The organism is Pseudomonas sp. R2-60-08W, from assembly GCF_003852335.1.
Lineage (GTDB): Bacteria > Pseudomonadota > Gammaproteobacteria > Pseudomonadales > Pseudomonadaceae > Aquipseudomonas.
Genome location: NZ_CP027731.1, coordinates 4,430,448 through 4,453,145, shown reverse-complemented (window position 1 = coordinate 4,453,145; position 22,698 = coordinate 4,430,448). Strand labels below are relative to the sequence as shown.

General features: G+C 59.8%; 25 protein-coding genes and 1 pseudogene. 7 read left to right on the top strand and 19 right to left on the bottom strand.

The genetic code is table 11. The annotated features are described in order from the left end of the window. Positions 1 to 13: 13 nt before the first annotated feature. The 4 genes from C4J90_RS20280 to C4J90_RS20265 form a co-directional block, all read right to left on the bottom strand. Positions 14 to 1,222: a type II toxin-antitoxin system HipA family toxin gene (locus tag C4J90_RS20280; RefSeq protein WP_124420670.1), complete on the bottom strand. Its 1,209-nt coding sequence runs from the start codon at positions 1,220 to 1,222 to the stop codon at positions 14 to 16. Beyond that, on the bottom strand, positions 1,215 to 1,469 hold the full coding sequence (locus C4J90_RS20275) for a helix-turn-helix domain-containing protein (RefSeq protein WP_124364088.1): 255 nt from the start codon (positions 1,467 to 1,469) through the stop codon (positions 1,215 to 1,217). Before C4J90_RS20275 ends, C4J90_RS20280 begins: the two co-directional genes overlap by 8 nt. 42 nt (positions 1,470 to 1,511) lie before the next feature. After that, entirely contained in the window at positions 1,512 to 2,030 is a 519-nt protein-coding gene (locus tag C4J90_RS20270; protein ID WP_124420669.1) for an N-acetyltransferase, read from the bottom strand. 180 nt (positions 2,031 to 2,210) lie between these two features. Next, positions 2,211 to 3,065, bottom strand: a complete 855-nt coding sequence (locus C4J90_RS20265) for a LysR family transcriptional regulator (RefSeq protein WP_124420668.1) — start codon at positions 3,063 to 3,065, stop codon at positions 2,211 to 2,213. A gap of 88 nt (positions 3,066 to 3,153) precedes the next feature. Here C4J90_RS20265 and C4J90_RS20260 point away from each other — a divergent pair, with 88 nt between their 5' ends. Continuing rightward, positions 3,154 to 3,591 (top strand): multidrug/biocide efflux PACE transporter, encoded by a 438-nt coding sequence (locus C4J90_RS20260; RefSeq protein ID WP_124420667.1) that lies wholly within the window; start codon positions 3,154 to 3,156, stop codon positions 3,589 to 3,591. A gap of 11 nt (positions 3,592 to 3,602) precedes the next feature. On the opposite strand, the gene C4J90_RS20255 is transcribed toward C4J90_RS20260, so the two are convergent. Then, positions 3,603 to 4,364, bottom strand: a complete 762-nt coding sequence (locus tag C4J90_RS20255) for an SDR family NAD(P)-dependent oxidoreductase (protein ID WP_124420666.1) — start codon at positions 4,362 to 4,364, stop codon at positions 3,603 to 3,605. A 105-nt stretch (positions 4,365 to 4,469) separates the two neighbouring features. Between C4J90_RS20255 and C4J90_RS20250 the strand changes: the two genes are divergently transcribed. Beyond that, complete coding sequence (locus C4J90_RS20250) at positions 4,470 to 5,366, top strand: LysR family transcriptional regulator (RefSeq protein ID WP_124420665.1); 897 nt, start codon at positions 4,470 to 4,472, stop codon at positions 5,364 to 5,366. Between the two features lie 13 nt (positions 5,367 to 5,379). Here the strand turns inward: C4J90_RS20250 and C4J90_RS20245 are convergent, their stop codons facing one another. The 4 genes from C4J90_RS20245 to C4J90_RS20230 form a co-directional block, all read right to left on the bottom strand. Further along, the gene (locus tag C4J90_RS20245) at positions 5,380 to 6,996 is read right to left on the bottom strand and encodes an inorganic phosphate transporter (RefSeq protein ID WP_124368081.1); all 1,617 of its coding nucleotides are present in this window, start codon (positions 6,994 to 6,996) and stop codon (positions 5,380 to 5,382) included. 193 nt (positions 6,997 to 7,189) lie between these two features. Further along, positions 7,190 to 8,212, bottom strand: coding sequence for a transporter (locus tag C4J90_RS20240; protein ID WP_124364081.1), 1,023 nt, complete (start codon positions 8,210 to 8,212; stop codon positions 7,190 to 7,192). A 147-nt stretch (positions 8,213 to 8,359) separates the two neighbouring features. Then, positions 8,360 to 8,668, bottom strand: coding sequence for a PepSY domain-containing protein (locus C4J90_RS20235; protein ID WP_124364080.1), 309 nt, complete (start codon positions 8,666 to 8,668; stop codon positions 8,360 to 8,362). A gap of 91 nt (positions 8,669 to 8,759) precedes the next feature. Next, on the bottom strand, positions 8,760 to 9,911 hold the full coding sequence (locus C4J90_RS20230; RefSeq protein ID WP_124415426.1) for a glycerophosphodiester phosphodiesterase family protein: 1,152 nt from the start codon (positions 9,909 to 9,911) through the stop codon (positions 8,760 to 8,762). Between the two features lie 232 nt (positions 9,912 to 10,143). On the opposite strand from C4J90_RS20230, the gene C4J90_RS20225 reads away from it, so the two are divergent. After that, a complete protein-coding gene (locus C4J90_RS20225) occupies positions 10,144 to 10,467 on the top strand; it encodes a DUF2025 family protein (protein WP_124364078.1) in 324 nt (107 codons plus the stop codon). Positions 10,468 to 11,001: 534 nt separating this feature from the next. Here the strand turns inward: C4J90_RS20225 and C4J90_RS20215 are convergent. Both C4J90_RS20215 and C4J90_RS20210 read right to left on the bottom strand, forming a co-directional pair. Further along, complete coding sequence (locus C4J90_RS20215; protein WP_124364076.1) at positions 11,002 to 11,325, bottom strand: antibiotic biosynthesis monooxygenase; 324 nt, start codon at positions 11,323 to 11,325, stop codon at positions 11,002 to 11,004. Next, positions 11,322 to 12,029: a CTP synthase gene (locus C4J90_RS20210; protein WP_124420664.1), complete on the bottom strand. Its 708-nt coding sequence runs from the start codon at positions 12,027 to 12,029 to the stop codon at positions 11,322 to 11,324. The genes C4J90_RS20215 and C4J90_RS20210 overlap by 4 nt, the downstream gene beginning before the upstream one ends. Positions 12,030 to 12,108: 79 nt before the next feature. Here C4J90_RS20210 and C4J90_RS20205 point away from each other — a divergent pair, with 79 nt between their 5' ends. Beyond that, positions 12,109 to 12,993, top strand: coding sequence for a LysR family transcriptional regulator (locus C4J90_RS20205; protein ID WP_124420663.1), 885 nt, complete (start codon positions 12,109 to 12,111; stop codon positions 12,991 to 12,993). On the opposite strand, the gene C4J90_RS20200 is transcribed toward C4J90_RS20205, so the two are convergent. The 3 genes from C4J90_RS20200 to C4J90_RS20190 all read right to left on the bottom strand — a co-directional run bounded on the left by C4J90_RS20200 (position 12,990) and on the right by C4J90_RS20190 (position 15,730). Continuing rightward, positions 12,990 to 13,505, bottom strand: coding sequence for a DUF1003 domain-containing protein (locus C4J90_RS20200; protein ID WP_124371623.1), 516 nt, complete (start codon positions 13,503 to 13,505; stop codon positions 12,990 to 12,992). The two genes, C4J90_RS20205 and C4J90_RS20200, sit on opposite strands and share 4 nt — an antisense overlap. 73 nt (positions 13,506 to 13,578) lie before the next feature. Next, positions 13,579 to 14,898, bottom strand: coding sequence for a PAS domain-containing methyl-accepting chemotaxis protein (locus C4J90_RS20195; protein ID WP_124421237.1), 1,320 nt, complete (start codon positions 14,896 to 14,898; stop codon positions 13,579 to 13,581). Between the two features lie 211 nt (positions 14,899 to 15,109). Next, a complete protein-coding gene (locus tag C4J90_RS20190; protein ID WP_124420662.1) occupies positions 15,110 to 15,730 on the bottom strand; it encodes a TetR/AcrR family transcriptional regulator in 621 nt (206 codons plus the stop codon). A 121-nt stretch (positions 15,731 to 15,851) separates the two neighbouring features. On the opposite strand from C4J90_RS20190, the gene C4J90_RS20185 reads away from it, so the two are divergent. The 3 genes from C4J90_RS20185 (at position 15,852) to C4J90_RS20175 (ending at position 19,405) form a co-directional block, all read left to right on the top strand. Further along, positions 15,852 to 16,910 (top strand): MBL fold metallo-hydrolase, encoded by a 1,059-nt coding sequence (locus C4J90_RS20185; RefSeq protein WP_124420661.1) that lies wholly within the window; start codon positions 15,852 to 15,854, stop codon positions 16,908 to 16,910. Between the two features lie 107 nt (positions 16,911 to 17,017). Then, positions 17,018 to 17,755, top strand: a complete 738-nt coding sequence (locus tag C4J90_RS20180; protein ID WP_177413410.1) for a hypothetical protein — start codon at positions 17,018 to 17,020, stop codon at positions 17,753 to 17,755. A gap of 198 nt (positions 17,756 to 17,953) precedes the next feature. Beyond that, a complete protein-coding gene (locus tag C4J90_RS20175) occupies positions 17,954 to 19,405 on the top strand; it encodes an amidase family protein (protein WP_124421236.1) in 1,452 nt (483 codons plus the stop codon). A 74-nt stretch (positions 19,406 to 19,479) separates the two neighbouring features. Here the strand turns inward: C4J90_RS20175 and C4J90_RS20170 are convergent, their stop codons facing one another. The 5 genes and pseudogenes from C4J90_RS20170 to C4J90_RS20150 form a co-directional block, all read right to left on the bottom strand. Continuing rightward, positions 19,480 to 19,860, bottom strand: coding sequence for a helix-turn-helix transcriptional regulator (locus C4J90_RS20170; protein WP_124420660.1), 381 nt, complete (start codon positions 19,858 to 19,860; stop codon positions 19,480 to 19,482). A 108-nt stretch (positions 19,861 to 19,968) separates the two neighbouring features. Next, complete coding sequence (locus C4J90_RS20165; protein WP_124415420.1) at positions 19,969 to 20,916, bottom strand: hypothetical protein; 948 nt, start codon at positions 20,914 to 20,916, stop codon at positions 19,969 to 19,971. 54 nt (positions 20,917 to 20,970) lie between these two features. Further along, positions 20,971 to 21,105: pseudogene (locus tag C4J90_RS27315) on the bottom strand (MFS transporter); the annotation flags it as partial. Positions 21,106 to 21,187: 82 nt separating this feature from the next. Further along, positions 21,188 to 21,835, bottom strand: a complete 648-nt coding sequence (locus C4J90_RS20155) for an HAD-IB family hydrolase (protein WP_124365199.1) — start codon at positions 21,833 to 21,835, stop codon at positions 21,188 to 21,190. Between the two features lie 73 nt (positions 21,836 to 21,908). Next, positions 21,909 to 22,622 (bottom strand): HNH endonuclease, encoded by a 714-nt coding sequence (locus tag C4J90_RS20150; RefSeq protein WP_124420659.1) that lies wholly within the window; start codon positions 22,620 to 22,622, stop codon positions 21,909 to 21,911. Positions 22,623 to 22,698: the final 76 nt, after the last annotated feature.

Here is a 22,698-nt window from a genome sequence, read left to right as displayed (position 1 = left end):
AACCGGGGGCGACTCAGCCCCCGAAGCTATTTTGATAACCTTGAGCGGATTGACGTATCGCGCTCGCCACCTCAGGTGCCAACCGGCAGTAGTCATCTTCGCGCTTGAGCACCATTTCAAGGGTCTGCAACAGCGCCTGGATACGCTCCTCGGGATGTTCGACTTCGCAGGTCCTGGCAAATTCGAGGATGCCCAGGCGCGAGGCGAATAACGATTTATTTCCGCCCAGGTCCAATGCCAGTGAGTCTTCCGGGATGTAAGCGGTGGTGTTCACGATGTCGTAGGCCGGTGCCAACCGCGTATCTGATTTCACCGGATTGCTATAGAGCACGCCGAAATTCTTCAGATGGGCATCGCCATTACCCACGATGCAACTCAGCGCTACGCTATCGAACAATTGATCCAGCGAACTGCGTTGATGCGCCGGGGCGCAGAACACGCGTACAGCCTTGGCTATGGCGGCGTAACTCTTGGTGTACTTTTGCTCGGCGGACAGGCCCATCAGCGCGGTCATGTCTTCGAAGCCCAGTGGGTTGAGCTGTGCGTCCCGATCGAAGCGCCGCATGATGAACAGCTTATGGTTGCGGGACAGATAAAACTGCGGTACGGGCAGGCCCGCGTCTCGGGCAATGGACATGCACAGGTATTCATTGATGGCTAACCCCGGAAACTCGTCGCGCCCGCTTTTAATGATCAGATCGTCGGTTTTCGAGGTGAATTTCTGTTCGGGCGTTTGTGGTTTTTCCGGCACCAATACTTTGGGTTGCACACCGGAAATACCTGCTCGCAGGATGTAGCGATCCACCAGCTCGGCGAACAGATCTTCCGCGCCGTCCCACGCAAGAATTTCGTCGAGGTTTTCTCCGGTTGTGTGGGGGCTGTTGCGATGGATCAGCTCGTTCACCTGTTCAGAAGATACGAAAACCCGACCGATTGGCGCGCTGCTTCCCGAGAGCGCCAACAGCAACATCGGGTCGACCTTCACCGTTTTGGCGAGGCGATTGCGCAGTTGCTCCAGCACGTAGCCTTCGGGCAAATTCATCTGAAAGATAGGGTGCAGGTCCCGGCGACGGTATTCTTCCGCGCGGACGGGCATCGACAGGCTGATTGCGCTGTCGGCTTTTGCGTTATCGCTATACCGGAACAAATAGTCTTGAGCACCGACCAGCACGCTGCCGCTGTCCCCTTGAGGCGTATGAACGCGTAGCGTGGGGCTATTCATTGAACAAGTCCTCCAGTTCCTCCAGGGTCGGCAAGGTCACAGGCACCAATTTGAATTCGCTGCCCAAGGCGGCGACCACACGAGCATAGGCATTCATCGAGACCGAGAGGCTGCCTTTTTCGATTTCGATCAGTTTTTGCCGGGTAATTCCGGCCAACTTCGCCAGATCCACCTGCTTATATCCGCGATTCAAGCGCATGGTGCGCAGCTGGACGCCGAGTCGTTGAGTAATTACAGAAGTGTCCATGTCGCGTATACATTACTTTGCTGTTGTTAAGTTATGTATACGTTACATTTTGGCGTTGTCAACACCAGGCTGACTAAACACCCATCTCAACCTGCGCTCATACCCAATCCTTCCCCTGTAAGCCTCACCGCTATCCACCCAACCGGCTGCCAGATACAACCCCATCGCCGCTTCATTGTCCGCATCCACCGACAATTCCAGTGCTTTGATCTGCGGCCACGCCTGTAGCGCCACCTCCGGCAGCGCCTGCAAACAGGCCTTGCCAAACCCACGACCCTGCTGATGCCGATCGACCTGCAACGCATGCAGCGTCGCACTGTGTTCGTCGGCCCAATGAGGCAGGCAAGGTGGGCGTTTGAGGAGCAGGAAGGCTACCGGCCGCTCGTCGGCGAGCAGGGCGAAGCCTTTGATAGCGTCGGGGTTGGGATTGACCAGCAGGCTGTTCAGCGCGCAATAGATATCACCGGAATACGCCAGTTGTTCTGGATTGACTTCCAGTCCGTCGAGCTGCTGTTTTTGTACAGCATTCAGCGCCTGATAGGGGACGAGGCGGGTTTCCATGTGCGGCATATCCGAAATCCTACGAAGAGGGGCGGATTCTAGCGTTTTTGCCGGAGGCGACATTATTTTTGTGCGGACTGTCGATTTGCCTGCAGTGCGTTCCTGGCCGAGTCGCCCGAGCGCCTCGACAGCGTGCAGCGCGTGATTTACTGGCCGAACTCCAAGCCCATCAACAGTGACTCACTCAAGCATCTTGCCCAGCAACCAACTACCCGCCGGTCCCGGTGGGTTTTGTCGCGACCACACCGCATCCACCGCCACCGAGCGGGGCCAGCTGCGCACCTTGAGTTCGACCAATTGCCCACCGCCAAAACGCTCCACCAGCCAGCGCGGGATCGGAGCCCAGCCGAAGCCCAGTTGCGCCATCTCCATCAACATCAGGTAACTGGGGGCCGACCATACGCGCTGGTTGCTGCGGCTTTCATTGGGATTGATGATGCTCGCCAAGCGCAACTCCCGGTGCAGCTGCAGCGTCTGCGGGTGAACCTTGGCCAGGCATGCCAACGGGTGTTTACGCGAAACGAACAGCGCGATTTCGGTACGTTCTTCAAGGGGGGCAAACGTCAGATCCGGCGGGTAGACCTCCTGCTGTTCGATAAACGCGATGTGTGTGCGGCCACTTTGCACCAAGGCGATCAAGTCTTCGCATTCAGCGATCAGGCATTCCAACTCAAGGTCCGGGTAGCGTTGTTCAAAGGCGCTGAGGGCAACCTCGAAGTGGTCGGACTGGTAAGTATCGGACATGGCGATACTCAGCTTCGGCTCCAAGCCCTGGCCCAATTGGCTCGCCGCCAGCTCCAGCCGGCTGCTGGCCTCCAGCACCTGCTCCGCACGCTGCAGCAACACCTGGCCGGCCGGGGTCAGCGTCGGTTTGCGGCTGCTGCGATCGAACAGCACCACATCCAGATCAATCTCCAGGCTCGCCACCGCCGCACTGATGGTGGACTGACTCTTGCCCAGCTTACGCGCCGCCCCGGAAAACGAGCCTTGGGTCGCCGCCTGGACAAACGCCTGGAGCACTTCATGGGACGCCATGAGTATCGCCTTGATCGATGGTTATTAGTTATGAAGTATCGGCTCAAGGGGTAATCATGGCAACCATCGTCCTTCACGGAGCCGGGTCATGAACCCTACCAAATCGATGACTGAACGCGTTCTGCAAGCCCTGGGTTTTGAGGGTTTGGCTTTGTTGATCTGTACGCCTTTGCTGGTCTGGGTGACCGGCCGACCGGCCCTGGAAATGGGCGCGGTGACCCTGGGCATCAGCTTGCTGGCGCTGAGCTGGAACGTCATTTTCAACAGCTTCTTCGACCGCCTTAAAGTGCGCCTGCAACTGCCCAGCGGCGGCTGGACGCGGGTGCTGCACGCGCTGCTGTTCGAAGGTGGCTTGATCCTGCTGGCGGTGCCATTGATTGCCGCCTTGATGAAGATCAGCCTGTTGGAAGCCTTCATCCTCGACATCGGGGTGCTGCTGTTTTTCCTGCCGTACACCTACGTCTATCACTGGGGCTATGACGTGATACGCGAAAGGATTGCCAGCAAGACCCCGATTTCCCTGTAAGCGCCAGGCGCCTACAGGAACATGCCGCCTGAAGCCTCAATGCGCTGGCCGGTGATCCATTGACTGCCATCGGCCAGCAGCAGCGCGATGGCGCCGCCAATGTCGTCGGGTAAACCGGCGCGGCCCAGGGCGGTGTTATTGGCGACCATGGCATTGATGTCAGCGTTGTCGCGCACCGCGCCACCGCCGAAGTCGGTTTCAATCGCGCCGGGGGCTAGGATATTGACGCTGATGCCATGTGCGCCCAGTTCCTTGGCCTGGTAGCGGGTCAGCACTTCCATCGCGCCTTTCATGGCCGCGTAGGCGGCGTAGCCCGGCAGGCTGAAACGCGCCAGGCCGCTGGACACATTGAGAATGCGCCCACCGTCGCGAATCAACGGCAACAGCTTCTGTGTGAGAAAAAACGGTCCCTTGAAATGAATCGCCACCAGGTGGTCGAACTGGGCTTCGGTGGTTTCGGCAAAGCTTGCATGCAGGCCGATGCCGGCATTGTTGATCAGAAAATCAAAGTGGTTCTGTGCGAAAACATCCTTGAGCGCGCCGGTAACTTCAGCGACGAACCCTGCGAACGTCGCGCTCTGGCTCACGTCCAGTTGCAACATGGCGGCGCGGCCGCCCAGTTGTTCGATCTGCGCCACTAACGCCTGGGCCTCGTCGGCCTTGCTGTGGTAGGTACCGATGATATCGACGCCCTGTGCGGCAAGGTGCAGTGCAGCACTTTTGCCCAAGCCGCGGCTGGCGCCGGTGATCAGTGCGATTTTACGTGGGGTCATGCTGCAGTCCTCTGAAGTGATGGTGGGACTGAGTGTATTTGTACGCCGGCAACGTGATAAACATGGCTATATCGGAATCACTGGTCGGGCAAGGCGAACAATCCCATGAATAAACTGGAGCTGCTGCGCACGTTCGTGCGTGTCACCGAACTGTCGAGTTTCACCCAGGCTGGCGAGAGCCTTGGCCTGCCGCGCTCCACCGTCTCCGAGCAGGTGCGGACTCTAGAAGAACTGCTCGGTGCGCGCCTGTTGCAACGCACCACGCGCAGGGTGCAGGCCACCCAGGACGGTCGGGTGTTGTATGAGCGCAGCAAGGATTTGCTGGCGCATATGGAGGAACTGGAAGGGCTGTTCCGACAGGACGAAACACAATTGGCCGGCAGCATCCGGGTGGACATGCCCAACGCGATGGCGCGCACCTTGATCGTGCCCAACTTGCCCCCGTTCATGGAGCGGCATCCGCTGATCGACATGCAGATCAGCAGCTCGGACCGCCAGGTGGACCTGATCGCCGAAGGCTTCGACTGTGTCGTGCGCGTGGGCGCCCAGCCCGATCAAAGCGTGGTGGCGCGGCGGGTGTGCAGCCTGCCCATGGTCAACTGCGTGAGCGCGGCGTATGTGCAGCGCTACGGCAGGCCCGAAACCCTGGCGGACCTTGAGCACCATCAACTGGTGCATTACGTAAGGCCGCTGGGCGCACGCTCGGCGGGGTTCGAATACGTGCAAGGCGGCAAGGTGCAGCGGCTGCCGATGGCCGGGCGCGTGACCGTCAACAGCACCGATGCGTACCAGGCGGCGTGCCTGGGGGGCTTTGGCATCATTCAAGTGCCACGCCTGGGCATCTGCGAATTGTTGGGCAGCGGCGAGCTGGTGGCGGTGCTGCCGGATTACCCTGCGCCGCCGCTGGACGTGTCGTTGCTCTACGCCGGCCAGCGGCATTTGCCCTTGCGCGTGCGGGTGTTCATGGAGTGGTTGGCGGCCACGCTGCACGCGCATCTCTAGAGGCGAACGTGGCTCAGAACAGTTGCGTGAACAGCCAGTAAAGGCTGCCCGACAACACAATCGCCGCTGGCAACGTCAGCACCCAGGCCATCAGCAAATTGCGGATGGTGCGCATCTGCAAGCCGCCGCCGTTAGCTACCATGGTTCCCGCCACGCCCGATGACAATACGTGGGTGGTCGACACCGGCAGACCGAACATGTCGGCCGCGCCGATGGTCAGCATCGCCACGGTTTCGGCCGAGGCGCCTTGGGCGTAGGTCAGATGGGTCTTGCCGATCTTCTCGCCCACCGTCACCACGATGCGCTTCCAGCCAACCATGGTGCCAAGCCCCAGGGCGATGGCCACCGCGATCTTGACCCACAGCGGGATGAAGCGCGTGGCGCTGTCGATCTGTTGCTTGAACAGCTGCAGCTTGTCTTGGGTGTCGGCGTCGAAACCGCCGACCTTGCCCTTGTCCATCAAGCGAATGGTTTCGCTGGTCAGGTACATGTCGTTACGCACGTTGCCTACCGCTTCAGCCGGTACGGCGGCCAGGGAGCCATAGCCTTTGACCTCGGCACCGATATGGCCGGTGATGGCGGCGAGGGCGGGCACCAGTTCCGGTGTGGCTTCCTTGGTACGTACATAGGTCGACAAGGTTGCGCGGGAGTCGGCGGGTGCCGGCTGCGGTACCGCCTTCACCAATGCGGCCTGGGTTACCTCGGCGACCGCCGCGAATTGCAGCGACTGATCGGCGGGCATGGTGCGGTTCAGCGCGTAGGCCATCGGCAGGGTGCCCACCAGGATCAGCATGATCAGGCCCATGCCTTTTTGCCCATCGTTGGAGCCGTGGGCGAACGACACACCGGTGCAGGTGACGATCAGCATGCCGCGAATCCACCAGGGCGGCGGGGTATCGCCTTGGGGCGCTTTATACAGCGAGCGGTTTTTCACGAAGGCGCGCAGGGCCAGCAACAGCAAGGCGGCAAACGCGAAGCCGATCAGCGGCGACAACAGCAAGGCGTAGCCGATTTTGGTGGCCTGGCTCCAGTCGACACCGCTGGTGCCGTCGCGGCCATGCATCAAGGCATTCGCCACGCCCACGCCAATGATCGAACCGATCAGGGTGTGGGACGACGACGCCGGTAAACCCAGCCACCAGGTGCCGAGGTTCCACAGGATCGCGGCGATCAGCAGGGCGAAGATCATGGCGAAGCCGGCCGATGAACCCACCTGCAGGATCAGCTCGACCGGCAGCAGGGCGATGATGCCAAACGCCACCGCACCGCTGGAAAGCAGCACGCCGAGAAAGTTGAAAAAGCCCGACCACACCACCGCGAAATGCGGCGGCAGCGAGTTGGTGTAGATCACCGTCGCCACCGCGTTGGCGGTGTCGTGAAAGCCGTTGACGAATTCGAAGCCCAGGGCGATCAACAGCGCCACGCCGAGCAACAGGAACGGCGTCCAGGTGGTAACCACCGTGCCCAGTTCGTGCATGTCATGCATCAGGCTATAGGCGGTGAACAACAGGCCCATGGCGAGTACGGCGAAGAACATGATCACCGTCACCAGGCCGGGCTTGGTGTCCAGGCGGGGTGTGGAGGCGGTGGGTGAGGCGTGGGGGGAGGCAGTCAGGGAAGGGGTGGCCATGCCGGAGCATCCAGTGTGATGAGGATGTCGCCCATGATCATTGCAGAATGTTACAGAGATGCTGCGGCAGGTCAGTGTTTAAGGGATATGCGGGTGCCGCTGGTCTATTAGGTAGGCACCGCCAAAACCGCGCACGGGGACGCAGAGCGTCACGGGCTGAATTCCCACGCGGGAGCGTGGGAACGATCGTCATTCAGTAATCCTTGCGCTTCCTGAATGCCCAGCGCCCGGCAATCAAGGTAAAGGTCGCCACCAGCGCGACCAGGATCCAGAAGCCCTCCGGGTCGGTGGACAGCGGTACCCCACCCACATTCATGCCAAAAAAACCGGCGATGATATTGATCGGCAGCGCCAGCACCGTCACCACCGTGAGGGTGAACAGGGTGCGGTTGCTCTGTTCGTTGAGGTTGGCGGCGATCTCTTCCTGCAACAATTTGATGCGCTCGCCCAGGGCCGTCAGGTCGTTGATGATCAGCGCGAACTCTTCGGTGGATTTGCGCAACTCCTTCACGTCTTCCTTTTGCAGCCATTGCGGCGGCCGGTTGAGCAGGCGCAACAGCGAGCCCGGTTCCAGCGCCAGCAAGCGTTGCAAACGCACCAGCACGCGGCGCGCGGCACCGAGTTCGGCGCGGTTGGTGGACAGGCGCGAGGACAGCAACTGGTCTTCGATCTGGTCGACGCTGAGGCTGGTCTTGCGCACGATTTGCGTCAGTACTTCGCCCTGGTCGCGCAGCAAATGCACCAGCAACTCCAGCGGCGAGCGGAAGCGTTCACCGGCTTTCACCGACGAGCGCAATTTATCCACCGAGTGCAGCGGTTGCAGGCGCGCACTGATCAGCAGGCGACTGCGCGCACACACCCACAACGTGGAAATATCCGACGACACCATGCTGCTGAAGTTGAATACCACGTCGTTGACCACCGCCAACAGGGCGGAATCGACGTGCTCGATGCGCGTGGAGCGCGAGCCTTCGTGCAATGCTTCGAAGAACTCTTCGGGCAATTCCAGGTGGGCTTGCATCCAGCGCTCACAGGCGGCGTGGGCCAGGTTCAGGTGCAGCCAGAGAAATGCTTGCGGATCGCCGGGTTGTTGCAGGTACGCAAGCGCGGTGGCCGAGTCAATCTGCTCGCCCTTTTCGCCGGGCAGAAAGCGGAAACCGTAAAGCAGGCCAAACAGATCGGGATCCTGATGGGCGTGATCGATGCTGTGGTTCATGGAGGCTCGCAGACAAAGCGCCTGTAGGACGTTTCACAGGTTCGCATGCGCGAATCATTGCAAGGCGCGATGACGGTTATGTGACGGTCTGGCGAGCGCCCATAAAAAAACGCGCCACCCGGAGGTGGCGCGTTTTTGAGTTTGAACTCAGGTGTCTAGCTTGTCTTCCAGCACGGCGCCTGTTTTGGCGTCGAGCTTCACTTCCCATTTCTTGCCAGTGGTGTCGGTCAGGTCCACTTCGTAGACCAATACGCCGCTGTTATTGTGGTCCAACTCGGTGTCGTTGATCGTTGCGCCAGCGTGTTTGGCGACGGCCGCAGCGTTCAGTTGATCGAACTTCATCACGGCACCGGACTTGAGCAGGCCTTCAATGTGATCCGGACGAACATCAGCCTGTGCCAAACCGGCAGTCAGGGTCAGGGCAGTGGCGGCGAACAGAGTGGTCAAGGTTTTCATGGTGTGTGTCCTTCTGGTTGAACTGTTTAAGTGGCGCCAGATTAACCGGCGCAACTTAACTCATGCTTAATGGCTGACTGCCACAAACGCCTCAGTACTTATGGTCGTTCAGCAGGTCCTGCACGCTGGACGACGGCCAGCGCTTGTAAAACTTCAGCAGTTCGGCAGCGCGGTTGGTAAAGATGCCATCGACGCCGGCCTTCATCACCTTGTCGAAATCAACCGGTTCATCCACGGTGTACACATGCACCAGCAGGCCCTTGTCGTGGGTCAGCTGGTTCATTTCAGGCTTGACCAGGTCGGTGTAGCTCTGGTCGCCGTGGTCGGTCAGCTCCGCCGAAGGGCCAGTGCCGATGGCGCCCAGGCTCTTGGCCTGGTCGACCCATTTTTCGAACTCGGCCGCGTCCTTTGGTTCCTGCTTAGCGTAATAGGCGGCTTTGGTCGGCTCGCCGGATTCGGCGAAGGGCACTTTGGACTTCGGTTCGATGCTGCCTTCACCGACCCACAACAGCAGGATCTTCGGCGTGTTGGGCATTTCTTTCTGCAGTTCTTTCAGGCTGGCCACCTCGAAAGTTTGCAGCACCACGCGGCCCTTGCCTTGGCCGACACCGGTGTTGCTCTTGCCCAGCTTGGAGCCGGCGGAACTCAACCAGCCCTTGTCCAGCAGCTTGTTTTTCAGGTCGGCCTCGATGCCCGGAAATTGCTTGGGCTCCTTGGTCTCGATGTACAAGCCGGGTTTGTGTTGCGGGTTGCCTTCGGCAATTTTGATGATGTCATCCAGGCTCTGGATTTTCAGGCCGACGAAACCAGGGCGTGCGCGGTCCGGGTAGGCGGCGTTGAACCAGCTGCCGGCGTCGAGGGTTTGCAGCTCTTTCCAGGTGAACTCGTTGGCCGGCGCGTCTTTGCGCTCGGGGAACTTGGTCGCCACGTCGGTGGTGCGTTGCAGGTTGTTGTCGTGCAGGGCGAACAATACGCCGTCCTTGCTGCGCTGCAGGTCCAGCTCCAGGTAGTCGGCGCCCAGGTCGCGCGCGACCTTGTAAGCGGCGGCGGTGGACTCGGGGGCGTCATAGGAGGCGCCACGGTGGGCGATCACGGCAGGGTAGGGAATGCCTTCGTTTGTCGCCAATTCAGCCGGGCTGATGGGGTCGGCAGCCTGTGCAGGGCCAAGGCCGAGCATCAGCGCCAGCAGCAGGGCACTCCCTAGAGTGGCGGGTACCGGGCCGTTGGTTAACGTGACAGGCATATGCGAAGTCCTTTCGTGGAGGTAACTTTGAGAAGGTGTCCTTTTTAACAATTGATTGCGAAAGGCGCTATCACCAAACCGACATTAACGTGTGCGCGGGCCAATTTCGTCGGTTTTTTTGTGATGCATTGCAGTACTCTTAGCCGAAGCTGTCCCGTTAGAGGACGGTATTTTCTGCCACGCGTGTAAACCATCTTTCCAGTCCCAGTAGGACTTTTCAGTGAGGTTTACCATGCGCATCACTTCCGAACTTATCTGCCAGGCCGCCGACCAACTCCACGGTTTTGTAGGCCTGAATCGCAAAACTGGCCAGTACATCGTGCGTTTCAGTGAAGACGCCTTCGGCATGGACGTGGCCGATGACGGCATCATCCCCACAGCCGAGTTCGTCTGGGAGCCGGCTGCCGACCACAGCATGATCCTGTCCCGAGCGCGCATTCAGTTGCTGCTCGCACAGAACATTGACGATCGCATCAACATCAGCGAACCGCTGCGGGTGTATATGCGCCGGGTTGAGATCCCGCAGATCAGTGCGGTGCGTAGTTTGGTCAGTTAAGCGCAGGCCATTTGCAGCGTAGGTATCTACACAAATTTGGTTCGGCCCCGAACCAGTGGCGGCTCGGAGCCGAAGTCTCTTTAACTGATGCCCCGCGTTCCAAATGTGGGAGGGGGCTTGCTCCCGATGGCGGCCTCAGGGCCGACCAGGATGTTGGATCAGGGCGAGTACATATCCGTTGCTGCGGTAACGGCGGCTTAGGGTTCCGCCCTGACGGCGGGTCACTTTGGAAAAGAGCCCCAAAGTAACCAAAGGGCTCTTGCCCCACCACTCGGCACCTCGCCTAGGCTCGGTGTGCCCGTAATCCGACAGTGATTTGGGGGGCCGCCGCCACGCGCCATCCATGGCGCGGGGCGGCTAAACCGGCATCCCTGCCGGTTTACCCCCCAAATCACTATCGAATTGCGGCCAGCGTGGTTTAACGGGGCGCTTAAGATCAAGAGCAAGATCAAGAGCGGCTCGCTTCGCATCGTGGTTAGCGTAGGCCGCTGCTACACACTTGTGTAGATACCTATGCATTTTGCAGACGCACGATCATTCAGTGTGGAAGCTATAGGCCCGCTCCACCTTGCACACGCGGGTATGAAACGCTGTGTACCAGAGGGAGCGCCCTTGCTCGCGCACCTGCTGATGTTCGGCCTGCTGTTTCCAGGCCAGGATCGCCGCTTCGCTGCTCCAATAAGACACGGTGATCCCCAGGCCCTCTTCCCGCGCCGATTCCACGCCCAGAAATCCCGGCTGTTCACGCGCCAGTTCCAGCATGCGCGTGGCGGCCTGACCGTAGCCCTGGTCGCCATCGGTGCGCAGTGAGCTGAAGATTACCGCGTAGTAGGGCGGCGCAGGCGTTCTGGCGATCATGCCGAGGCCTCCTGGCACGCCGTGAGCAGGGCAATCGCCAGCGGCGGCGTGATGCCTTTGAGGGCGGCGCGTTCGGGTTGGAACAGGGTGGCGACGAAAAACGGGTGGTTCAGCAGCTCCACCGCTCGAAGGTCGTTTGCAGCGTCGTGACCGCTGGCAATCATCTCTCCTTCAAGCAGTGCATGAGCGAACTCGGGGTTGATGCCGTAGCGGCACCGATAACCTTCGTGGATATCCAGGCTGCCATAGGCTTGCGCGATACGGGTGTAGGGCTCCAGGCGCACGGTGTCGTTGGCCTCCACCAGCGCACAACTCAACGGCGTGATGACGGCACGTTTAGCGCCCGGTACCAACTCGCCGTGTTCGGCATCCGCCCAGCCCAGCACGTTGCGGGCATATTCCAGCACCGCGTGCTGAAAACCACCGCAAGTGCCGAGGAAAGGCCGTCGCTGTTCGCGGGCGAACCGGATGGCTCGCAGTGCGCCTTCGGTGTCGCGATACGGGCTGGCGGGCACGCACCAGAAACCGTCGAACCCGTGCAGCGAGGCCGTGGCGGTGATGGTGTCGGTGTCGAGCCATTGCACCTTGACGCTCAGCTTCAAGGCTTGGGCTGCTTGTTGCAGCGCCACGGGAATGGCCTGGTGCGCAATCACGTCAGGGTTGTAATCGCCGATCAGAGCGAGGTGCAGCGGGGCGTCTTTCATCGTGTGATCCCATGGCTTGTGGTGTCCTGAGGGGCACTATAGATTGGCGCTCACGCAATCAATATTGGCATTTGCCCACATGCTCAATGCAGCCGTGCACTATCAAGTCGACTATAACGACCTGTCGCTGGTCCTCGCCCTGGTTCGCGGCGGCACCCTGGCGCGGGCTGCCGGGCTGCTGCGGGTGGATGTGTCCACAGTGTTCCGGGCGGTGCGGCGCCTAGAAGCTGCCCTTGGCCAGACGTTGTTTGAAAAAAACCGTGCCGGTTATCTGCCCACCGGATTGGCCACCCACTTGGCGCAACAGGCCGAGCGCGCAGAACTTGCCCTAGAGGCCGCGCGCATCGGTGTGGAGCAGGGCGGGGAAGTGATCAGCGGCACGGTGCGCCTGACCTGCACCGACGCTGTGCTGCAAGGTCTGCTGCTGCCGGCCCTGGCCAAGTTCATGGCGAATTATCCGGCGTTGATCCTGGAACTGAGCACCTCCAATGATTTCGCCAACCTCAGCCGCCGCGATGCCGATATCGCGCTGCGTCTGACCAGCAAGCCGCCGGAGCATCTTGTCGGACGTTGCCTGGGGACGGTGACGTATCAGGTGTGCGCCAGCGCCGACTATGCGCGTCGGCATGCAGGCCAGGAGCTGGCTGACCTGGCCTGGATCGCGCCGGACGACTTTTTACCCGACCATCCCACAGTGGCCTGGCGCCGTGAGCATCTGCCGGGCGTGCGTCCCGGTTATCGTTGCAACAGCATGCAGTCGGTGGCCGAGTTGGTGCGCGCCGGGCTGGGGGTGGCGGCGCTGCCGGATTTTCTGATAGGCGATGGCCTGCAACCACTGGGCTGCGCATTGGCAGGGCATGACACGGCGCTATGGCTGTTGACGCGCCCCGACTGCCGGGCGTTGCGTTCAGTGGTGACCCTGTTTGATGAGCTGGGGCGACATGTAAGCGGGTTGCGCAATTAGGTTTTGCGCACAAATTGCTCATGTATTTCGCACGTCAGCGTTTCGATACGTTCGGTCAGCTGTTTAGTCATTTCCGTCAGCCGCGTGTTTTGTTCCAGTAGCTCCAGCAACTGTTTGGTGGTTTGTGCGGCCTGGGCCTGGCGTGCGGTGTTGGCGGTGGCCAGGGCTTCGCGGTGTTGTGCGTCGGCGTCGGACTGGGCTTTGTCGCGCGCAGCCTGGCGCGTCTGGGCCAGCAGGATCAACGGCGCGGCGTAAGCCGATTGCAGGCTGAAGGCCAGGTTGAGCAGGATGAATGGGTATACATCGAAGTGGGTAATGCCGGTAGCGTTCAGCACCACCCACAGCACCACAATGGCGGTTTGCGCGCCGAGGAAGGTCGGTGTGCCAAAGAACCGCGCAAAGGCTTCGGCCTTGAGGGCAAAGGTATCGTTGCCAAAGGTCGGTGCCAGGTGGGCGTGATGTCGGTGGAAGCGCAAGGGGTCGACAGGGGTAGGGTCAGGTTTATCGGTCATGGCGGGCTCGAGTCGGTGGCGTGAGGCATCACGCACTATAGACCCAGCCCTCGGCCCGCACATGAAGAAGCCGTCAGCGGTTGCCCCGCTCGTTGGCAAACGCGCTCACCGCCTGTACCGCCTCGCTGGTGCCTTCACGGATCTGCAGGATCACCGTACCGGCCTGGTTGGCCAGTTCCACGCCCTGGGCCGCACGGTCGCGGGTGGCGTCCATGCTGTCGATGGCCTGGCGGGTTTCGTCCTGGATCATGGCGATCATGCCGGAGATTTCCGCCGTGGAGCCGCTGGTACGCGCCGCCAATTGGCGTACTTCATCGGCCACCACGGCAAAGCCACGGCCTTGCTCGCCCGCGCGGGCCGCTTCAATTGCGGCGTTGAGGGCCAGCAGGTTGGTCTGGTCGGCGATGCCGCGAATGGTGTTGACGATGGTGGTGATCTGTTGCGACCGCTCGCCCAGCTTGGCGATCAGTTGCGAAGAAGCGTCGATATCAACGGCGATGTCGCGCATGCCGGTGGCGGTTTTCTGAATCACCTCGGCGCCTTTTTCGGCCATGTCCTGGGTGTTCAGCGACAGGTGATAAGCCTGCGCAGCGCTTTGCGCGTCGGCCGCATGCTGTTGCACACGGGCCGTAACGTCCGAAGCGAACTTAACCACTTTGCACAGGCGCCCGCTGGCGTCGTACACCGGGTTGTAGTTGGCCTCCAGCCACAGCGTATTGCCGTGCTTGTCCACCCGCTCGAACTGGCCGCTGAACAGTTCACCCTGGTTCAGGCGCTTCCAGAACTCGCTATAGGCTGGGCTGCTGGCCAGCGCCGGGGTGCAGAACAGGCGGTGATGCTTGCCCTGGATCTGCGCCAGGCTGTAACCCATGCGCTGCAGGAAGTTGGCATTGGCGGTGATGATGGTGCCATCGAGGTTGAATTCGATCATCGCCATGGCGCGGTCGATGGCTTGCAGCTTGGCATTGGCTTCACTTTCGGCTTGCAGGCGGGGGGTGACGTCCATGGCGTACTTCACCACTTTGACCACGCGACCGGCTTCATCGCGTACCGGGTTGTAGCTGGCTTCCAGCCACACCGATGCGCCGTTGGCGCCTACCCGTTCAAAGGTGCCGGACTGGAATTGGCCGTTGCGCAGATGTGTCCACAGCTGGTTGTAGTCGGCGCTGCGCGCGAACGCCGGTGTACAGAACATCCGGTGGGGCTGGCCCAGGATCTGGTCGGCGCGGTAGCCCAGGGTCTTGAAGAAATTGTCATTGGCGCGCAGCACGGTGCCCTGCACATCGAATTCGATAACCGCCATCGAGCGCTCGATCGCGTCCAGCAGGCTGGCCTGTTGCGCACTGGTGTGTTGCAAGGCGGTGATGGTTTTTTTGTAAGCATTGAATAGCATGATCGGAAGCTCGAGCAGGCATGCGTATGAGGGATCCATGTAAATGCGCCTGACCCCGTAGGGCACCTGGGCCTCACGGTTGACTTGCTCATTGTCAGCTCCTTGTGCTGACAGAGGGGGGTGGAACAACGGGTTCAGAGTGATCGGCCTGCCAGGAAGTTCGCCTTCGGGGCGGCACATTTCTGGCGAGGCGACCAATGGCGGCATTGTGCTACTGCGGCGGACTGACCTCATAGCCTGCAAGGAACAGATCAATCGCCGATTCGATCACATGAGCCTGGGACGTTGCGTCGAGGGTAGGCTGGCCAAGGGTGATCTGCGGCCAGAACGCAAAGGCTTTGAGCAGGCTTTGTATCTGGTGAGCTGCGAACGCCGGGTCTTTGCAACTCAGGCGGCCGTCTTCCTGGGCGGCACGAACCCATTGGGTAAAGCCTTCTTCGCGCTCGCTCAAGCGGTTGACCATGTCTTGGGCCCGTTCCGGCGAATGAATGGTGGCCGCGATGGCCACGCGTGCCAGGTCGAGGAAGTTGGCATCCGCCATCATCTTCATTTTCGCTTCCAGCAACCCGCGCAGTTGATTGCGCAGTGGTTGGTCGCTGCTGTACGCCACATCCAGTTGCGCGGCGCTGCTGGCCCACAATTGGTGCAGTATTTCGGCGAACAGCTCTTCTTTACTGGGGAAGTGGTTGTAGACCGTGCGCTTGGAAACCCCGGCCGTGGCGGCGATCCTGTCCATGCTGGTGACCTCGAAGCCATGCTCGCGAAATTCGGCGATGGCCGCTGCCACGATGGCTTCGCGTTTACGGTCGGTGAGGCGTTGGGAGGCAGTCATGGAGGAGGTTCGGCTCAAAAATGAAATTACACTCGGCAGTTTACTTGCTTCGAGTTTTGTTGCAATGTAGAAACTACACTGTGCAGTGTAATTTATGAGCGGACGCAGGAGTCACTCTGTAATGGCTACGATTTCAACACGTGTTGGCCCGACATCCACTGCGCTCAGGCCTGCCGAGCGCGACCAGGGGCATTTCACCAACGACGCGCTGGTGCCCCACGGTGGCTTTGGCAAGACCTTGCGTATCTTCTGGAACATGTTGTTTAACAAGCCGCGCACCACAAGGCCGGTGGGCAACATCCCGGTACAACCCCTGACCCGCGAACACTTGGCGGCAGCCCCTGATCACAGCGTGTTCCGCCTGGGCCATTCAACCGTGTTGTTGAAAATGCGCGGTAAATTCTGGATCACCGACCCCGTGTTCGCCGAGCGCGCCTCACCGTTCAGTTGGGCCGGCCCCAAGCGCTTCCACCAACCCCCGATCAGCCTGGAAGAGTTGCCGCCGTTGGAAGCGGTGATCCTTTCCCACAATCACTACGACCATCTCGACCGCACAGCTGTGATCCAATTGGCCGACAAGACGCGGTACTTTCTTGCGCCCTTAGGCGTGGGAGACACCTTGGTCAAATGGGGGGTGGACGCCGCCAAGGTGCGGCAACTGGATTGGTGGCAGGGCACCGAGGTTGATGGCATTCGTTTTGTTGCCACGCCGGCGCAGCATTTTTCCGGGCGTGGCCTGTTTGACGGCAACCAGACCCTGTGGTGTTCCTGGGTGATGATCGATGACGCGCGGCGGATCTTTTTCAGCGGCGACACGGGTTATTTCGACGGCTTCAAGCGGATCGGCGAGCAATACGGACCGTTTGACCTGACCCTGATGGAAACCGGCGCCTATAACGTCGACTGGCCTCATGTGCATATGCAGCCGGAGCAAACGTTACAGGCGCATATCGACCTCAGGGGCCGCTGGTTGCTACCGATTCACAACGGCACCTTCGACTTGGCGTTTCATGCCTGGCACGAGCCGTTCGACCGCATCATGGCGCTGGCCTGGGAGCGCAATGTGTCTATTACTACGCCGGCGATGGGGCAAGCGTTCCGGCTCAACCAGCCCGAACGAGGGCATGCGTGGTGGTTGGAGGTAGAGACTCAGGATGTGAAAGAACAGGCTGCGGGTTAGTTAAAGAGCCTGTGAAAAAGGTGTTTTTCAGGGTGTTTCGACTCTGCGACAAACGTCAGAAGAGAGTGCGATGATCCGTCGGAAAGTTAATTTCGAGGGGCGTTGCAATGAACGAGGACTGCAAGAAACTCTGGCGACTGGGCATGCCGTGCCTCTCAGCATCGTCGCTCGCCGTATCAGGCGAGCATGCCGATCCTGGTTCTTCAACCGTCATCCAGGCGCGAACCGATAACGCCAGCACCGGTGCTATCGTTTTCGGTGCCGGACGTGCTGAGGGGACGGTACTCATACCCGGCTATAACGCCTTGCCTCCAATGATCAAGCCCACGCGAGACCCCGCGTTATCACTGGTTGCCCTCAGTGGTGTCGACCCCACTGGGCCCGTGATGGTTGAAGTGCCCCTGGTGCAAAACAACAGCGCTTTTACTGCCTCTCCTGTGCTGGCGGGGTGGCGCATCGGCTATGCCATCCGCTACGTACGCGGTGGGCATGTTGAACCCACGGACCAGCGTGCAACCTTGCACCGTGCCTTCGTTATCCTCGGCCAAGCGGGTGTGCAATTAGTCGCAGTGGACGCGCAGCGTACGGACGACCCGCTCGAATCCGGTACGGCCATCGATGCGCTCGTGGCCAGTCATCGTTTGGATGCCCTGGTGTCAGACGATCAGAGTGCGGCGTTTCATGCAGCGCGCAGAAGTGGATACCCCAGCGCCTGTCAGGCGCTGGAGGATGGTACCCAACTCTGGTTTTACGGGGCCCGCTGGGCGGCTGATCGCGTGCAGGTCCTGCTGCGAACTTACCGCCAGCTTCTATCAACTGTCGCGCCTACACCGGGTACGGAATGATCATACCGGGCAGCAGGATTCGCCTGGATAGCGACGCCGGAACAGCCTCTTAGACTCGTGTTGGGTTATCGGCCGATAGCTCTCTTTCAGTCAATTAGGGGTATTTCCATGATCGGACCAGTTTCGGCAGGTGGGTGGGCGACAGGCCTGTTGCAAGCGCTTTCAAATCCGCCGCAGGGCTTCAAGGGCGCATGTCAAATGTCTGTGGAAATGGCCAGCCGCGGCGGGGTCACCTCAGAATCGCTGGTGAAAGACACGTTCCGACAAATTGCCAATATTGATCATGGGCTGCAGGGCGGTAACGCGTTCATAGAAACCAACCCGGATGCGCTCCAGCAAGCCAGGGCGCTGGACCTTGAACGTGAAAAAGGCCAGGTGCGCGGGTATTTGCACGGCGTTCCGATCGCGCTCAAGGATGTATTCGAAACCAAGGACCGGATGCAGACAAGCGCCGGTTCCAAGGCTCTGGTGGGCAAGGCCGCCACTCAAAATGCCAAGGTCGTGGACAACTTGCTGAAGGCCGGCGTGGTGGTTGTAGGTAAAACCAACATGAGCGAGCTGTCGAACTTCCGCTCTGAATTACCGGTGGATGGCTGGAGTTCCCGAGGGGGCCAGACGCTGAACCCGCATCGCCTGGGCGGGATGGTAGCAGGATCGAGTTCAGGTTCCGCCGTGGCGGTAGCCCAGGGGCATGTGCCGCTGGCGTTAGGGGTGGAAACCAGCGGATCGATCATTACTCCCGCGGCCTACAACGGCGTTTTTGGCTTGAAAACCTCCGTGGGCTTGCTGAGTACCGAGGGTGTCATGACCAGTTCACGCATGGATTCGATTGGCACGTTCACGCGCAATGTCTGCGATGCGGCAGAAGCGCTCAACGCCATGACCGAGACCACGCTTTACACCGAGGGACTGCGCTCCGATGCCTTGAAAGGCAAGCGAATTGGCTACACGCCTGTGCCTGAATTGTCCGTAGAGGAGGCCAAAGACCCCGCGAAGCGGGCGGACCGTAAGCATTACGCGGATGCGCTTGAGGTGTTGAAGTCTCAAGGTGCGATCCTGGTGCCCGTGGGAACGCTGGAGGATGGCGTCGCTGAGCAAACCTACGCCGATTACAACGAGGCATTATTTTCAGACGTCAAGCACCAACTGGAAGAGTATCTCGCCGGGCGCGAGGGTTTGCCTGTCAAATCGCTTTCGGAGCTGATTGCTTTCAATAAGCGTCACCAGCAGCCCGGTGAGCCCGACCAGAACCTGCTGGAGCTTATCAATGGCCTGGTGAGCACTCAGGACCAGCGCGATGAGCTGTGGGCGGCCGTCATTCCGGTTTTCCAGAAAACCATCGATGATCCGATGAACAAACACAGGCTCGATGCCCTGGCGTCGAACTTCCTCTCAAACAACTATTTTTTCAGCGCTGCGGCAGGTTACCCGGGAATGTCCGTTCCGTCCGGGATGGATGATGAAGGGATGCCCACGGCGCTTTACCTTTACGGGTCGGCTAACAACGAAGCCACAGTGCTGTCGGCTGCCTATGTTTATGAGCAAGCCACACAGGCGATTAAACAGCCGGCATTCCGCCCTGGCGCGCCCTTTACGCCAGCACCCGTAATGACAGATAACGCGGTTGAGGGGCCTGCAGGCAACGTCTGAATATGATTCAGTTTCTGCTTGAAGCAGCATGAACGCGGGTTAATCCATTGCGTTGCCGGTGATCAGGCTGGACTCTACGCACCATTCGGTTGGGGAGTGGGTGACTCATTTGATGCAGCGGGTGAGCCCAGCAACCGAGAGAGGAGGCCCGGCGTCGCCGGTTCGGCCGACGCGCTGTCGAACCGGCGTTTACTCATCCCCCACCCCGGTGCGAACCCCGGGAAAAACACCAGCCCTTGCGCTTCCAGGCAAAATGCCAGGGCCAATCGAGTGTCATCATCCACGTCGCCGTGGCTTTCCAATTGTTGAACGGCTTGCACCGCCACGCCAGCCTCGCGGGCCAGTGCTTCGCGGCTCCAGCCCAACATGAGGCGCGCCTGGGCGCTGTGTTTGGCGGTGAATTGATGAAGGACGATCTGCTGTTCTACGTAAGAGCTCATTGCCAGAGAGGACATGGGATTTCTCCAGGTTCGACAGGGGAGGCACAACTATACTGTGTTTTTATACAGTTGTTTGTACCGCTCATCAACTCAGGGCAATGGGTGGTGTTTTTCAGTGTGCGTTTACTCCATCCCCGGCGCCTCCCGGATGATCAAATGATCCAGGTTTTCAATATTCGCGCTGAATACCCCGAACGTCTGTTCGGGGTTCTTCTGGCTCGGTACCTGCTTGAGCTGCGGCGTCACGCCATAGAAAAAGCAATACAACGGTCGTTCGCTGCCCGCCGCAGCCTTGATCTGCGCCAGGAATGCCGTGCGCTTGCGGTAGCTATCGAGCAGTTTCTTGCTCAGGTAGACATTGACTGAGTAGGGCTTCTTGTCGAGCCATACCTTCTTTTCGAAATCGATGCGAACACTGTTGGTGTAGTCCTTGATGGCTTTGATCTTGCCCCAATAGATCAGGCCCTGGTTGTCTTGCAGGTATTCGATTTTCTTGAAAAACGTCCAGTACGTCGCCGTGTGCTCGCCGATTTTCAACGGCATTGATTTGAGCTTGTCCTTGTCGTCGATATTCGACACGTAGCATTCCACCGGGTGGGCGAATACGCTGGTTTTATCCGGGGTGGTGTCGTTGTTGGCGTGGGATGTGGCGACTTGATTTGCAGGGGCTTTCGTTGGGTCTTGCAGGGCGACGTTCTCGGCGCCTGTCAGCGGGCTCCTACGTGCGTATTGACGTGGTGTGAGCACAAACTCCGAAGGGAAATTTTCCTCGCGCTCGTCATCATTTTCACCGGTCGCGTTCTTATGCGTGCTGGCGTAGCGGCAACCGTCGATATGCAGGGTGCTGGTCTTGTTCTTGAAATGGGGCGTGCGCTGGTAGTTGAGGTTTTTTGCGTTGAAGGTGCTCAGCGTATTGCCCTCATCAAACGCCGCACGGCACACATCGTTGGGGCAGAGAAAGCGCTCCTTGTCGGAATCGAAATCGGCGGTTTCGTCGAAATTCAGGTCTCGTACGTCATAGATTGACAGTTTGTCATCGAGACTCAGGCTGTAGGCCGTGTCGAATTTCATGGGGCTCGGGTCCGTGAGAGGTTTGGCTATTAATAGCGAGAACCTGCGCAAATATCAGCAAGAACCTGCAACCCATCGTCCACTCAGGAAGCACAGTGTTCCCCCGGCTGCGGTCAATGCCGCCAGGGCATACACCATGCTCGCCAGCGCGGCATTGATCAGCAGGTACCCGCAAATCACCGGACCGATGACAATCAAATGTGGGAGGTGTCGAGCTTTAGCGAGGCTCCGATGGGATCACCTCAGTCTCCCAGCCACCCCTGTGCCCGCATCACCGCTGCAACCGGGCCCGCCTTTTCTTCTTCGCATGAAAATGCCGAAAATGCGCATCCTGCGCCGCCGCCAGCAACTCCCGATCTCCGCGCGTATCGCCCCAGGCCCGCAGCCGATACTCGCCCAAATCCCCATACACCGCCTCAAGCCGCAGCACCTTATTTTCACAGCGGCAATTATTCCCGGTGAGCTTACCGGTCAACACCCCGTCGACCACCTCAAGCTCAGTCCCGATCAAGCGGATCCCCAGCCGATCGGCAAACGGCTGCAACACCAGCGCCGGCGACGCCGAACACAGCGTCACCACCGCTCCCGAGCCCAACTCCTGCTCCACCGACAACACGCCCGCCGGGCGCATCAACCGCGCCCAATTGCGCTGGCAATACTCCTCGGCCTTGCGCTGCACCCACGCCTTCTCCACCCCGGTCATAAAGGTGCGGATCAACTGCGCCTTCAACTCATCCCGGCTGATCTGCCGCACCAAAAAGCGCAGCCCCGGTACCGCCAGCTTCACCATCCGGCCGTAAAAAGCGCCAGTGCCAAAGGCAAACTTGAGGAAGGGCACGAAACTGTCGTGGTGGGTGAGGGTGCCGTCGAAGTCAAAGACGGAAAGTACTTTGGCGTCAACGGGGCCGGCTTCGAGCATGTCTGGGTTCACGGGTTGGCCTCGGTCCTATCTAGTATTTTTTTGAATGTGCATCAGGTGTGACAGCAGGAGTCTACTCCCGTGCCAATCTTCCGATCTTGGCGTAAAGCCCTTCGGTGTACGCCTCCCGGTCACTCGACCGGTGACAACGCTGATGGCAATTGGGGCACAAGGCTACAGCATTGCTGATGCGATCCGAACCCTTCTGGACTAGGTGCTTGACGTGATGTACTTCAAGAAATGGCAAACCGTCGACCTCGAAAGGTGCGTTTGAACCGCAGCCTTCGCAGATGCCGTTGGCTTGCTTGAGCACCCAGGCGCGTACCTTTGGGTCGCGAACAAAAGCGGTGCTGACGGTCGAGACCCTCTGCGGCTGGGCAATGCCGTCCGGTAGCTTAGGGAAAGGTTGTTGCTGCAGTTTGGACGCGCGGCGGATAAGCATTTGCTCGTCCGCTGTTTGGGCCGCGTCTTCGGACTCGAATACACCCTGTGCGGCCAGCGCTTGGCGGATGCGTTGCTCCACGCCTGTGCCCACGTTCTTCGCAGGTTTATAGCCTTCGATGCGGTCCCAGCCCATACGCACAAGCACGGTGGAGATATTTTGCATGCGGAATTCGATGGAACCCTTTGCACGACCTGCCACCGGGCCTTCGCGTAGGAGGCGGTTTTCGAGAGCTTTGTTGAAAGGTTGGCCGCTCTTTTCCCAGGCCAACATCTTCAAGTACGCCTCGACCGCTGCGGCCAACTCTGCGTCGTTCCAGTCCGTTTTGTCTTTCGTAATGTCCATACAGCTGCCGAGGGTAGAAAACCCTCGGACGATACTGAGTAGCCACTATTGAGTCTACGAAATTTCCTACGCATTG